Source organism: Niveibacterium terrae (assembly GCF_048213115.1).
GTDB lineage: Bacteria > Pseudomonadota > Gammaproteobacteria > Burkholderiales > Rhodocyclaceae > Niveibacterium > Niveibacterium terrae.
Genome location: NZ_CP172404.1, coordinates 156,302 through 169,716, shown reverse-complemented (window position 1 = coordinate 169,716; position 13,415 = coordinate 156,302). Strand labels below are relative to the sequence as shown.

Here is a 13,415-nt window from a genome sequence, read left to right as displayed (position 1 = left end):
AGCAGTCCGCTCAAGTCCTCGTATCGCGATGCCTCAAAGGGCGAGGACTCGTTGCACGAGTCCTCGTCACGGACGGCCCAGGAAGCCAGATCGGCAGTCATCGACTGCGCGCCTCGATCGCGGCGGCGATCGCTGTTTCGCCGACATCGCCGCGAATCGTGGCCTGCCCTATCCCCTCAAGCAGGATCAGGCGCAAGTGCCCATCGGCGACTTTCTTGTCGTGGCGCATCAGTTCAAGGTAGCGCTGCGCGCCCAGCGCCGGACCGAAGACCGGGAGACCGGCGCGCTGGTGCAGATCCTCGATCCGCGCAAACTGGGCCGCGGAGAGATCGCCGAGCGAACGCGAAAGCTCGGCGGCCATCAGCGTTCCGGCCGCAACCGCTTCGCCGTGCAGCCAGACTCCGTAACCGAGGCCGGTCTCGATCGCATGCCCGAAAGTGTGGCCAAGATTCAGCTTCGCCCGCTCGCCCTGCTCGGTCTCATCGATAGCAACGACCTCCGCCTTGTTTCGGCAGGAACGCTCAACCGCAAAGCTCAGCGCCTCGGCATCGCGCGCCCTGAGCCTTTCGATGTTCGCTTCGAGCCAGTCGAAGAACTGCGGATCGCGGATCAGGCCGTACTTGATCACTTCGGCGAGCCCCGCGCTGAGCTCGCGGTCGGGCAAGGTATCGAGCGTCGCAATGTCCGCGAGCACGCGCCGGGGCTGGTAGAAGGCCCCGATCATGTTCTTGCCGAGCGGATGGTTGATCGCGGTCTTGCCGCCGACCGACGAGTCCACCTGGGAGAGCAAGGTCGTCGGAATCTGGATGAAGGGAACTCCGCGCTGATAGGTCGCCGCCGCGAAACCGGTCATGTCACCGATCACCCCTCCGCCCAGCGCGATCAGCGTCGTCGAGCGCTCGGCGCGACCGCCCAGCAGCGCATCGAAGATCCTGTTCAGGGTCGGCCAGTCCTTGTGCGCCTCGCCATCGGGCAGGATCACCTCGGCGACCTCGACTCCGGCCGCGCGCAGCGCGCTGGAGAGTTGCGCGAGATAGAGCGGAGCGACGACTTCATTGGTGACGATCACCGCCCGTTTCGTCTTCAGGGCGGGCAACAGCAGACTCGCATCGTCGAGCAGACCCTGGCCGATCAGGATCGGATAGCTCCGCTCGCCGAGGCTCACTTCGAGGTTTCGCATGTTTCCCATTCCTTCAGGATCCTCTGTACCGCATTGGACGAATGGTGGCGGGCACCGTCGAGCACGAAATCGGCGACTTCGCGGTAGAGCGGATCGCGCTCGGCGCGCAGCGCTTCGAGCTTCGCGATCGGATCGGCAACCTGCAGGAGCGGGCGATTCTGGTCGTTGCGGGTACGCTCGTACAAAACCCTGACCGGCACATCCAGATAGACGACCCAGCCGTGCCGCTTCATCTGTTCGCGGTTGCAGGGATTGAGCACGGCACCGCCTCCGGTCGCCAGCACGATTCCCGAGCCTTTGAGCAGGTCGGCGATCGTCGCCGCTTCGCGTTGGCGGAAACCCGCCTCGCCTTCGAGGTCGAAGATCGTCCTGACCCGAACTCCGCAGCGCTGCTCGATCTCCTGGTCCGAATCATAAAAGGGGCGCTCCAGGCGGCGGGCCAGGAGTCTGCCTATGGTCGTCTTGCCCGATCCCATCAGGCCGACGAGGATGATGTTCTGAGAAATTTCCACGGGGAGCAGGGAGCTTGATATCGACCCGATTGTAGCCTGCACCCGTGCCCTGCCGGGAGGGCGCAAACAAAAAGCGCCCGAAGGCGCTTTTTGTTGTCCGTGAATCGCGACTTACCAGCGGATCACTTCGCGAACATAGTCGTCGCTGTCCGGCGCAGCGATCACCGTCGTCGTCTTGGTAATCACAGTGGCCGAATAGGTGTTGACAGTGATCGGCGTGCTGGCCGGAGCGTTCAGGCCCTTGGCAAACGCAACCACTTCGTTGTTTGCGACCCGCACCTTCGCGCCAGTGGCATCTGTACCCACATAGCCATCATCACCCCAGACCTTGACAGTACATTGACCCGCCGTAGTCGTGCAGTAACCGGTCGCGGAACCGCCCGAGTCGGTCGTGCCGACCACGAGGCCTTTCTGCGAAGTCACGAAGGTCACGACCGTGCCATCCGGAGCCGGATGACCGAGGAAATCGCCGACGTTTACAGTCAGGGAGCAAGGGTAGGTCAAACTACTGGTACTCGCGCAAGAAGACCCTGACTGCCAGCCCAGCGAGAAGTGAGACTGATCCGGGAAGCTGGACGAGATGGCGAGCTGGTCGTTCGAGTAGTACTTCGTCGTCGGGCTCGCACTCGCGGGCAGCGTGCCATAGACCAGGAAGGATTCCGGCAAGGTTCCCGACTGAATCGTCACCTTTGCGATGCCGCCGCTGTCCGACGTCACCGTGACCGCGTTGTCCGAACCGTTAGTCTGGATACCACCGTTGCGCGAAGTCAGATCGAAGACGACACTGGCGCCCGGAACAATCGATCCAAAGGAGTCGAGGACCTTGAAACTCACGACAGAAGTTTCGGACAAGGTGCCGGAGCCAGCCGACGCGCCTTTGATCACCATACGGGTCGGAGACGAGCTGACATACTGGAGCAGAGCTGGAACGCCTTGGTTTGTCCCGTTAGTGGTCTGACCGACCGACAGGTTGACCGTCCCCGTCGCCGATGCCGACGACGTGGAGCCCGTGGAGCTGACGCTGTCTACCGTCGCCGAGGCGGTGACCTTGATCGCCGTATCGGTGCTGACCTTGTTCGCGCTGACCCGGATCGTCGCCAGACCCGACGAGTCGGTCAAGACCTTGCTCTGCGACAGCGTCGCCGCGGTCGTATCGTCGATCGAGAAGGCCACGATGACGCCCGGCACAGCCTTGCCTGTCTTGTCGGTCACGACGGCCTGAACCGTAACCGGGTCACCGTAGGTAATGTGGCTGGTCGAAGCGCCGGTCGACGACGCTGCCACAGCCATCGTGATCTTCGCACTAGCGCTGCCCGTATCCAGCATGGAGCCACCGCTGCCGCCCCCGCACCCCGCCAGAAATCCCAGGGCCAGTCCGGCCAGGGCAATCCTAAAAATCCGCTTGAACATCTCTCTCTCCTTGGCCGGGACCATCGCCCGGCCACTTTTTTAATGAAGTGATCAGCGCGCCGACGTGCCCTGATCCGATACGATTTTAGGCGTGATGAAGACCAACAGTTCAGTCTTCGCATCGGAGCGCTGATTGTTCCTGAACAGGTAGCCCGCGACCGGCAGATCGCCCAGGAAAGGGATCTTGTTCGTCACGTTCGTGATCTGCTGGGTATAGATGCCGCCGATCACGACCGTTCCGCCATTCTCGACCAGCACTTCGGTCTTCACATGCTTGGTGTCAATCGCAACTCCGGTAGTCGTCGAAAGGCTGGTGTTCGGGGTGTCCTTGTTGACGTCCAGCGACATCATGATCTTGCCGTCGGGCGTGATCTGCGGCTTCACCTTAAGCGAAAGGTTGGCCTTCTTGAACGAAACGCTGGTCGCCCCCGAGCTGGTTGCCGAATTGTAGGGAATTTCAACACCCTGTTCGATCAGCGCTTCGACCTGGTCGGCGGTCATCACGCGCGGCCGCGAGATCACCTTGCCGCGTCCGTCGTATTCCAGTGCGGAGATCTCCAGTGCCAGGAAGCGCGTCGCATTGCTGTTCCACAGCACGAAGGACAGAGCCCCCGCGGCGGTCGAAGAGATCGACCCTGCCGGCAAATTGATCCCCATCGCCTGGTCCAGCGTCGCCTGAGTCGAGGTCAGGCCTGACGCGTAGGCGGTCTGGGCGATATTGCTACCGTAGGTATAGCGGCCGACGTTACTGCCCGCCGAGTTCGTCCCGACCACGCCGCCGCCGTTACCCCCGAAGCCCAGGCGCACGCCGAGGTTTCGGGTGAAGGAGTCGGAGGCTTCGACGATCTGCGCTTCGATCAGGACCTGGCGGACCGAGACGTCGATCTCGTTGATGATGCGGCGCACCTCTTCGAGCTTGGAACCGATATCGGAAACGAAGAGCTTGTTCGTCCGCTCATCGACGACGACCCTGCCCCGCGCCGAAAGGATGGTCTGATCCTTGTTGCTGAGGAAGGCCGCGACTGCAACCGCCTTGTGATAGTTGATCTGGAAGGTCTCGGTGTGCAGCGGTTCAAGCTTATCGATGTCCTGCTTGGATTCGAATTCGAGCTTCTCGCGCGATGCCAGTTCCTCGCGGGGAGCGATCCAGATCACGTTGCCGTTCTTGCGCAGATCGAGTCCCTTGGCCTGAAGGATGATGTCCAGGGCCTGATCCCACGGAACGTCCTTGAGCCTCAGGGTCAGGTTGCCACTGACCGAGTCGCTGGTGATGATGTTGAAGTTCGTGAAGTCGGCGATAACCTGAAGAACCGAACGCACATCGATGTTCTGGAAGTTCAGCGAGAGCTTCTCTCCGTTGTATTTGCGATGCGTTCCCACCCCCTGAACCAGCTTTTTCGGATCTTCGAGAACCTTCTTCACTTCGATCACGAACTGGTTGTCACTCTGATACGCGTTGTGCTCCCAGAGTCCCTTGGGCGTGACGATCAGGCGCACGTTCTGGCCTTGGCTCGATGCCGCCATCGAACTGACCGGAGTTCCAAAATCGGTGGTATCAAACTTTCGCTGCAGCGATTCCGGCAAAGAGGTGCGATGGAAGTCGACCTGCAGGTTGCCTCCCTGCTGGCGGATGTCGATGCCGGTCGAGGAATCGGACAGATCGACGATAATCCGGCCTTCGCCGTCACGGCCGCGCCGGAAGGTGATGTCGCGGATCGAATGCGAGCTGACCGTCGGCGAGCCTTCTGCGAAGCGGGAGGCCTGAGGCGTCGCCGCGCCCTTCGCCGGAGCGGCGGCAAGCGTGATCAGGACGGTACGATCATCAGCCTTTGCCTCATAGGCGAGAGGCCTCAGCAGGTTCAGCACCAGCCGGGTTCGATCTCCGGCCTGGACAATGTTCGCGCTGCGCAGATCGCCTTCGTTGAAGGTCTGGGTATTCGCTCCGGTCGCATTCGACGTCGCAGGGAAGTCGATCGCGATGCGCGCAGGATTCGCTACGCTGAAGCTTCCGAGATTTCCGGTGAATGCCTTCTTCAGCGTCACCTTGACCTGGAGGCTACTTCCCTGCCGGGCGACGTTGATCGCCTCTATGCTGTTCGCTGTGGACGCGCTTGCCGCCGCCGCACCCGTCTGGGCAAGCGAGAGCGGGGATGCCGCGACGAGAAAGCCCGCAACAATGATTGCAGCCAGCCGAGCTATCGTTTTCATTTCTTGGTCTCCTGCTCCTGCAATTGGAGCGTGCTGACACGCTCAACCCAATCGCCGTTGGTATCTTCGATCAATTCCTTCAACGAAATCTCGCTCTCGGTCACTTTGGTCACGACACCAAAATTCTGCCCAAGGTAGTTTCCGGTCCGAACCTGGAACAGGGTTCCGGCAGCCGAGACAAGGGCGACAGGGTGCCCTTTCGACTGCAATGCCCCGACCATCTTCAGCGTTTCGAGCGGATAGGCTTCGAGCGGCTCACGGCGCCGGTTCAGATCCGGCTTGATGCCGCTTCCACCTCCGGGTTTGGCGGTTTCAAGCTTGGCCGCTGCAAAGGGGTCGGGCAGCGCGCCGGCATCGTAGGCGATGACGGGAAACACCTTGATCTGGGGCAGCGGCTGAACACGGCCCTTGAGGTCCTTGGCCGAATCCGTCATCCAGGTCTTCAGATCGCCATGCTCATCTCCACCGCAGGCAGCGAGCAGGACGGCGAGGGAGATCAGTGCCAATGCATTTCTCATCACTTGGCCCCCTTGGCGCTCTTGGCATTCTTGGCGCTCTTGTTCTGCTGGGCGACCTCATCGCTGTCGAGGTAGCGATAGGTCACTGCGGTCGCATTCATCTTCAGAGCGTTGCTCTTGCTGTCGACTTCGAGCGCGATATCGTTCAGCGTCACGATGCGCGAGAGCTTCGCGACGTCGCCGACGAAATTCCCGATGTCGTGGTAGCCACCGTTGACGGTGATCGCAACCGGCACTTCGGCGTAGAAGTCGCGGACCTGTTCACTGCCCGGCTTCCAGAACTCGAACTGCAGGCCGCGCCCGAGGCCGGCCTGGTTCACGTCAACCAGCAGGTTGTCCATCTCGGTCCGGTTCGGGAGCTGCTTGAGCAGTGCGCCGAACTGCCGATCGATATCCTGGAGTTGCTTGCGGTAGTCCTCGAGGTTGACGGCCTGGCGCTTCTTGCCGAGCCACTCATCCTTGAGCTGAGTTTCTTCCTGCCTCTTCTGGTTGAGCAGCTCATTCTGGTTGCTCCAGTCGAAATACCAGGCTCCACCGAGAACCAGGAGCAGGATCCCGAGCAACACGACAATCCGCGGCCCCAGAGGCCAGAGGCCGGGATCGTTCGGATCCATTTGGCGAAAATCATCGACCAGCTGGTCCAGCCTGATTTCGCGCAGGCGCTGCAATGCGGACAGGTTCACGATTTCTTCTCCGCCGGAGTGCTCGCGGCCGGAGCCGCGGCGTTCCCGGTTGCACTTTTGTTCTCCGCCGGGGCGCTCGCGGCTGACGGCACCGCCTTCGCGGACTCATTCTTCTTCTCAGCGTCGGGGTCGGCCCGTTCAATCGAGATGTTCAGATTGAACTCGGAAAGGCGCCGTTTATTGACGTCCACCGCCTTGATCTCGACCAGTTCGGGTTTTTCGAGGACGGGAGAGGCATCAAGGTTGCGCATCAAGGTCGAAACACGGGCGTTCGACTGGGCATAGCCGGTCAGGTTGATCTTGAGTCCGGTCTGCTTCACCGACTTCAGGTAGATCCCTTCGGGAACCTGGCGCGCCAGCTCGTTGAACAGATAGACCGTTTCGGCCCGGTGGCTTTGCAGCAGTTCGATGACCTGCTTGCGCGACAGCAGAGCCTGAGTCTGTTCGCGCAGCCGCTTGATCTCGGCGATGTCCTTGTCCAGGCGCGCGATCTCACCCTTCAGGAAATCGTTGCTCGACTGCTGGGCATCGACCCGGGCAACCAGGAAGGTATGAACCGCGAGCGCGATCACCAGCCCCGCGGCCAGCATGATCCCCCCCAGCACGAAAAACTGCTGGCGACGGCCACGCCGTGCTTCTTCACGGTGAGGAAGGAGGTTGATCTTGATCATTCGTCGAACCTCCTCAGGGCCAGGCCGCAGGCTGCCATCAGCGCAGGCGCATCAGCCGCCAGACTCTTGGGACGGATGCGCGAAGCCAGAGCCATGCCCGAGAACGGGTTGGCGATCTGGGTCGCCACCTGGGTGCGTCCGGCGACGACTTGATCGAGTCCGGGAATCACCGCACAACCTCCGGCGAGGATCACATGATCGACCTGGTTGAAAGTCGTCGAAGTAAAGAAGAACTGCAGCGCCCGCGAGACTTCGAGCGCCAGACTGTCCATGAAGGGGCGCAGCAGATCGACTTCGAAGTTCTCGGGCAGGCTGCCCGTCCGCTTGGCCGACTCGGCTTCATCGGCGCTCATCCCGTACTGGCGAGCGATGTCCTGGGTCAGCTGATTGCCGCCGAAAGGTTGCTCGCGCGAATAGAGGAGCTGCTCGTTGCGATAGACGGCGGTCTTGAGCATGTTTGCCCCGGCATCGACCAGTGCGACGATGCGGTTGCGCCCGCCTTCGGGCAGCTGGGCGCGAATCAGGTCGAGCGCAGCCTGGGACGCGAAGGACTCGACGTCCATCACGATCGGCTTGAGCCCGGCCGCCTCGGCGACGGCGACCCGGTCCTCAACCTTCTCCTTGCGGGATGCGGCGATCAGCACTTCGACCTCGCCTTCCGAACCGGGAGCCGGCCCGAGCACCTGAAAGTCCAGATTGACTTCGTCGATCGCGAACGGAATGTACTGGTTCGCCTCGGACTCAACCTGGATTTCCATGTCGGTCTCGCGCAGGTCGGCAGGCAGGATGATCTTCTTCGTGATCACAGCCCCGGCAGGGAGCGCCAGCGCCGCACTGCGTGTCGTTGTAGAGAGCCGCTTCCAAGCACGCTTAACTGCCTCGGCAACAGCCTCGAGCTGAACGATGTTGCCGTCGCTGACCGCATCCCGGGGCAGAGGCTCTATCGCGTAGCGTTCCAGCCGCCTCTGGCGGCCATTCACGTCGGAAAGTTCGACCAGCTTGACGGCGGACGACGAGATGTCGATACCGATCAGCGGCCTGGCTTTTCCGGCAAAGATCGAAGTGAAGTCGATCACGGGAGAATTCCCTTTTTAAAACAACTGGTTAGACGCAATTACGACAATTTACTTGAGATCCTATCAGCATTTCAAAACATATGTAAAGCCAAAATTATGAAAAAGGAATGAAAACAAGCAGACTCGAACCGGGCCGGGCACGCTCAGGCATATAATCGCGGCTTCCGTTACCCGGTTCAGACCATGCGCGTTCTCGCTTATATTGCCGCCGTGCTCTTCGGCCTTGCCCTGCTTGTTGTCGCCTCCCTTGGGTTGGCCGCAGCGTTTGCCTGGCCCAAGCTCCCCTCCCTGGAAGCGCTGACCGACTACCGCCCGCGCATCCCGCTGCGCGTCTATACGTCGGACGGCCAGCTGATCGGTGAATTCGGCGAGGAGCGCCGCACTTTCGCCCGCATCCAGGACGTGCCCGAACACATGAAGAATGCCGTCATCGCCGCCGAAGACGACCGCTTCTACCAGCACGGCGGCATCGACATCGCCGGTTTCCTCCGCGCCGCGGCCGCGAACGTCTTCAGCGGCGGAAAGAGGCAGGGGGCCAGCACGATCACGATGCAGGTCGCCCGCAACTTCTACCTGACCCGGGAGAAGTCATACAGCCGAAAGCTCTATGAGATCCTGCTCTCGCTCAAGATAGAAAAGAATCTGTCCAAGAACCAGATCCTCGAAATCTATTTCAACCAGATCTACCTGGGCCAGCGGGCCTATGGCTTTGCTTCGGCTTCGCAGACCTACTTCGGCAAGCCCTTGTCCCAGGTCACGGTCGGCGAAGCAGCGATGCTGGCGGGCCTTCCGAAGGCCCCGTCGGCCTATAACCCGGTCACCAATCCCAAGCGGGCTGGCCTGCGTCAGCAGTATGTGCTCAGGCGGATGCACGAGCTGCACTATATCGACGACAGCCAGTACCAGACGGCACTGGAGACTCCGCTCAAGGTTCTGCACGGGACGCGCACCGAAACCTATCCGGTTCACGCCGAGTACGTCGCCGAAATGGCCAGGCAGATGGCTGTCGACCAGTTCAAGGAAGCCGCCTACACGTCCGGCATCCGCGTCATCACGACGATCAGCTCCACCGCTCAGGAGGCCGCTTACTCGGCCTTGCGCCGCGGCCTGATCGACTTCGAGCGCCGCCACGCCTATCGCGGCGCCGAAGCCTATGTCGACATGAGCGGCGTCACGAGCGACAGCGACGAAGCGCTGGACGTGCTGCTCGAAGACATCCCCGACAACGGTGAAATGCTGCCGGCGATCGTGCTCGACGCCTCGCCGACCGGGATGCGCGTCTATAAGCGGGGCGGAGAGATCATCGCCTTCGGGAAGGACAGGCTGCGCTCGGTCGCACCGATGCTGGCAGCCAACGCCCCGCAGAACAAGCAGTTGCGCCGCGGCGCGGTGATCCGGATCGCCCAGGGGGAGAAGCGCTGGGAAATCGTCCAGGTGCCCGAAGTCGAAGGCGGCTTCGTCGCCGTTGATCCGCGAAACGGAGCGGTCCAGGCGCTGATCGGCGGTTTCGACTTCAACCGCAACAAGTACAACCACATCACCCAGGCCTGGCGCCAACCCGGTTCGAGCTTCAAGCCCTTCATCTACTCGGCGGCGCTCGAAAAGGGTTTTTCGCCGAGCAGCGTCTTCGATGACTCGCCGATGACTTTCTCGGCGGGACAGACAGGCAGCCAGACCTGGGAGCCGAAGAACTACGACGGCCGATACGATGGTCCGATGACTCTGCGCACCGCGCTGATGAAATCGAAGAACATGGTGTCGATCCGCGTGCTCAACTCGATCGGCCCGCAATACGCCCAGGACTACATCGGACGCTTCGGCTTCGATCCGACCAAGCACCCCGCCTACCTGACGATGGCGCTGGGCGCGGGTTCCGTCACGCCGTGGCAAATGGCCCAGGCCTACTCGGTCTTCGCGAACGGCGGTTATCGGATCCAGCCCTTCGTCGTCAAGGAGATGCAGGATGAGCGCGGCAACGTGCTGGCTCGCACTCCGGTCCAGGTCGCCGGAGGAGATGCACCGCGGGTTCTCGACCCGCGCAACGCCTACCTGATGGACAGCATGCTCAAGGACGTCGTCCGCCACGGCACCGCAGTCAAAGCGATGGCCCTGAAGCGCAGCGACCTGGCCGGCAAGACCGGCACGACCAACGACTACGTCGATGCCTGGTTCTGCGGCTACCAGCCCACGCTGGTCGGCATCACCTGGATCGGTTACGACCAGCCGCGCAAACTCGGCGCGGGCGAGACCGGCGGCACCGCCTCGCTGCCGATCTGGATCAACTTTATGGGCAAAGCCCTGCGCGGCGTGCCGGAACAGGTCTTCGAAGCGCCTCCGGGTCTGACCCCTATCCACACCGATGACGGAAAAAATGACCTGATCTACGAAGAAAAGCTGGGCCAGGCTCCCGCCGACACCCATCAGGAAAGCGATGGAGGGGATCCACAAACCCCCACCCCCGGCAACGACACAAATCCGCTCCCGGCCGCTCCGTCACGCGAGCATCACACCGAGGACAGGCCTTGAGTTCAGGCCGCGCGTTCGAGTCTGACCGCGCGGCCTGCCTGAGCGGTGGCGAGCGTCTCGAGGCTCTGCCACAGCTCGGCGCCATCGCGGGTCGCGATCCAGCGCCCCGCGTCGTAGCGAAAATGAAAACCGCCCAACCGTGCCGCAACCCAGATCTCGCGGGCTGCCGAATGGCGGTTGATGATCATCTGGCTGCCATCGTCGAACTCGACCTGCAGAACGCCTCCGGGCTGCTGGTCGATGTCGAGATCCGCGGCTTCGAAAGCCGCCTCGATACGCCCGAGTTCCGCTTCGGCCAGCGCGTTGAATTCCGTTTCGTCCATCCGTTCTCTCCTTCCAGCCAGAGCCTATGAAAACCGCACGTCTCGTCCTGATCGCCCTCTTCGCCGCCCTGCTGACGGGATGCGGAATCAAGGGGGCTTTGTATCTTCCGGCCCAGCCCAAGGCTCAGCCAGCGCCTGCGCAGTCGGCGCCCGCCGCGGATCTTAGCAAACCGGCGGCGAAGAGCTGATCCATCCATCGCCGCAATTCACGCCTCATTCCCCTCTTTGCGCATTTCGTCGCAGCCCGGCTGAACAGGGGAAAACCCCTGCCTAGAGTACGGACAACGCTCCTCCCCCGGAGCGCTCCGATCCGAGGCAAAGATGAAACGCTCTCCCCTTTTCGCTCTGCTGCTGGCCGCAATCGTGATGCTGCTCGCCGGCCTTGCTCTGGCTGCCCCCTTCCCCGGGCAGCATTCGAGTATCGTGACGGTCTCGACTCTGCCTCTGCTCTCCCGCCATCACGTCTGAACGCGAGCCGACATCATGAAGCCCGACGAAACCGACACCCTGAAAACCGAATCCGCCGCGGAGGGAACTCCAGACCTGCGCTCGCGCCTGTCCGGTTGGATGCAGTCCGCCCCCTGGATTTCGCTGCCGCTGATCGGCCTGGCCGCATTCGCTCTGCTTCGCCTGCTCGCCGTCGTGGCGGTGCATCCGGCATGGGCCTCCGGCCTCACCGCAACGGCGCTGACCCTGTGCCTGCTCGCCGCCAAGAGCCTGAGCGTCGGCGCCGAGGCGACCCGACAAACGGTCCGCGAGAGCTGGCAGAAACTCAGTGACTGGCTCGCGGTGACGAGCTGGAAGCGCCTGCTGGCCGTCGGCCTGTGTGCGCTGATCGCCAGCGCGGTGATCTCGGACAGTCTCGCCGGCGGCAGGGATCTGGCCGGCCTGATGTTCGGTCTGCTGATCGCGCTGGTCGCGGTCAAGCTCGCCCTCCCTCCCAAGGCCGCCGAAGCGCAAGCAGGCACCGAGCAGGCCGATCCCGGGGCATCGGGCGATACAGCAAACGGCAACTGGCTGCAGCGGATCACCTGGCCCCGTCTGCTGCTGGTCGGCCTGCTGCTACTGATCGCCGCGGGTATTGCTGAGAGCCTCTTCGACCCCAGCGATCGCCCGGCGACCACGGTCACCCACACCACGGCCCGATCCTCAGTCAGTGCGTCGGCACCGCTGGCTGCGGCCTCCAACAGCATCACCGAGGATGCCAACGCGGACGACGAGGAGAGCGCTCAGGCGGCTCCCGAAGCGCCGGAAGCCCCCTCTGCGCCCACGACGGGCAAGAAAGCCGATGTAAAGATTGGTCCGTCAGGCATCAACATCATCGAGCGCGACGCCGATGGCAGAATCAAGAGCCACGTCCAGATCGGTCAGGGCGGAATCACGATCAACAAGGACAAGGGTGAGGGCAAGGTCGAGATCCGGACGCCCGAACTCGCCAATCTTCCCGGGATGACCCCCGAGCGGGCCAGAGCGCTCGAAGAGAAAATCCGCGCGAAAGTCGAAGCGAAGATAGAGGAGAGCTCCGACAAAGTCTCGAACAGCGAGCGCGGTTTCAACATCGCCTCGCTCGCCTTCCTCGCGATCGTCAGCCTCGCGATCATGAAGCTGCTCGCTGGCGGCAAACGCCGCGCCGAGCAGGATGCGGGCTCCGCGCGGATCGCCGCCGACCTGGCGAGACTGGAGCGCGAAGCCGCCGACGCAAAGCTGCATGCGATGCAGGCGCAGATCGAACCTCACTTCCTGTTCAACACGCTCGCGTCTGTCGACCAGCTGATCCGCACCGACCCGCAGCGCGCCTCCCAGGTCCAGAAAACGCTGATCCAGTACCTGCGCGCCGCAATCCCGCAGATGCGCGACGATGCGCAGCGCAGCACTCTGGGCCGCCAGGCCTCGATGTCCCGCGCCTATCTGGAGATCATGCAGGTCAGGATGGAGGAGAGGCTGGAGTTCTCGCTCGTTGTCCCCGAAGGCATCCTCTGCGCCGAGTTCCCGTCGATGATGCTGCAAACCCTGATCGAGAACAGCATCAAGCACGGCCTGGAACCCAAGCCCGAAGGCGGACGGATAGACGTGCTTGCCGAGATCGCACGCGGCAAGCTCAGAGTCCGGGTGGCCGACACCGGAGCGGGCTTCACCGCCGATGCGCAGGACGGAGTGGGCCTCTCCAATATCCGCGAACGACTGCGCCTGCTCTACGGAAATTCAGCGACGCTGACGCTGTCACCGAATGAAGGAGGCGGTACGATCGCGGTCATCGAAATCCCTTACCGCGACGACGAGGGGCAGCAAACCAAGGCGTGCTGATCGT

13 protein-coding genes are annotated in these 13,415 nt (G+C 62.4%); 4 read left to right on the top strand and 9 right to left on the bottom strand.

Annotated features, from left to right (window positions below; translation table 11 throughout):
• Nucleotides 1-97 precede the first annotated feature (97 nt).
• The 8 genes from aroB to ACHFB9_RS00745 form a co-directional block, all read right to left on the bottom strand.
• Nucleotides 98-1,180, bottom strand: a complete 1,083-nt coding sequence (gene aroB / locus ACHFB9_RS00780; RefSeq protein ID WP_417069070.1) for a 3-dehydroquinate synthase — start codon at nt 1,178-1,180, stop codon at nt 98-100.
• Nucleotides 1,162-1,692, bottom strand: a complete 531-nt coding sequence (locus ACHFB9_RS00775; protein WP_417069069.1) for a shikimate kinase — start codon at nt 1,690-1,692, stop codon at nt 1,162-1,164. The genes aroB and ACHFB9_RS00775 overlap by 19 nt, the downstream gene beginning before the upstream one ends.
• Nucleotides 1,693-1,803: 111 nt before the next feature.
• Nucleotides 1,804-3,102, bottom strand: a complete 1,299-nt coding sequence (locus ACHFB9_RS00770) for an Ig-like domain-containing protein (RefSeq protein WP_417069068.1) — start codon at nt 3,100-3,102, stop codon at nt 1,804-1,806.
• A gap of 51 nt (nt 3,103-3,153) precedes the next feature.
• Nucleotides 3,154-5,310 carry a type IV pilus secretin PilQ gene (pilQ, locus tag ACHFB9_RS00765; protein WP_417069067.1) on the bottom strand — a complete coding sequence of 719 codons (2,157 nt, stop codon included), beginning with the start codon at nt 5,308-5,310 and terminating at the stop codon, nt 3,154-3,156.
• The gene (locus ACHFB9_RS00760; protein WP_417069066.1) at nt 5,307-5,816 is read right to left on the bottom strand and encodes a pilus assembly protein PilP; all 510 of its coding nucleotides are present in this window, start codon (nt 5,814-5,816) and stop codon (nt 5,307-5,309) included. The genes pilQ and ACHFB9_RS00760 overlap by 4 nt, the downstream gene beginning before the upstream one ends.
• Before the next feature lie 11 nt (nt 5,817-5,827).
• Nucleotides 5,828-6,505 carry a type 4a pilus biogenesis protein PilO gene (locus ACHFB9_RS00755; RefSeq protein ID WP_417071437.1) on the bottom strand — a complete coding sequence of 226 codons (678 nt, stop codon included), beginning with the start codon at nt 6,503-6,505 and terminating at the stop codon, nt 5,828-5,830.
• A gap of 2 nt (nt 6,506-6,507) precedes the next feature.
• Nucleotides 6,508-7,182, bottom strand: a complete 675-nt coding sequence (locus ACHFB9_RS00750) for a PilN domain-containing protein (RefSeq protein WP_417069065.1) — start codon at nt 7,180-7,182, stop codon at nt 6,508-6,510.
• Nucleotides 7,179-8,258 (bottom strand): pilus assembly protein PilM, encoded by a 1,080-nt coding sequence (locus ACHFB9_RS00745; RefSeq protein WP_417069064.1) that lies wholly within the window; start codon nt 8,256-8,258, stop codon nt 7,179-7,181. The genes ACHFB9_RS00750 and ACHFB9_RS00745 overlap by 4 nt, the downstream gene beginning before the upstream one ends.
• A 183-nt stretch (nt 8,259-8,441) precedes the next feature.
• Between ACHFB9_RS00745 and ACHFB9_RS00740 the strand changes: the two genes are divergently transcribed.
• Complete coding sequence (locus ACHFB9_RS00740) at nt 8,442-10,784, top strand: penicillin-binding protein 1A (protein ID WP_417069063.1); 2,343 nt, start codon at nt 8,442-8,444, stop codon at nt 10,782-10,784.
• Nucleotides 10,785-10,786: 2 nt separating this feature from the next.
• Here the strand turns inward: ACHFB9_RS00740 and cyaY are convergent, their stop codons facing one another.
• Nucleotides 10,787-11,107 (bottom strand): iron donor protein CyaY, encoded by a 321-nt coding sequence (gene cyaY, locus ACHFB9_RS00735; RefSeq protein ID WP_417069062.1) that lies wholly within the window; start codon nt 11,105-11,107, stop codon nt 10,787-10,789.
• A 26-nt stretch (nt 11,108-11,133) separates the two neighbouring features.
• Here cyaY and lptM point away from each other — a divergent pair, with 26 nt between their 5' ends.
• The 3 genes from lptM (at nt 11,134) to ACHFB9_RS00720 (ending at nt 13,411) form a co-directional block, all read left to right on the top strand.
• On the top strand, nt 11,134-11,295 hold the full coding sequence (gene lptM, locus ACHFB9_RS00730) for an LPS translocon maturation chaperone LptM (RefSeq protein WP_417069061.1): 162 nt from the start codon (nt 11,134-11,136) through the stop codon (nt 11,293-11,295).
• A gap of 133 nt (nt 11,296-11,428) precedes the next feature.
• A complete protein-coding gene (locus tag ACHFB9_RS00725; RefSeq protein ID WP_417069060.1) occupies nt 11,429-11,575 on the top strand; it encodes a hypothetical protein in 147 nt (48 codons plus the stop codon).
• A 15-nt stretch (nt 11,576-11,590) separates the two neighbouring features.
• On the top strand, nt 11,591-13,411 hold the full coding sequence (locus ACHFB9_RS00720) for a sensor histidine kinase (RefSeq protein ID WP_417069059.1): 1,821 nt from the start codon (nt 11,591-11,593) through the stop codon (nt 13,409-13,411).
• The last annotated feature ends 4 nt before the right edge of the window (nt 13,412-13,415 follow it).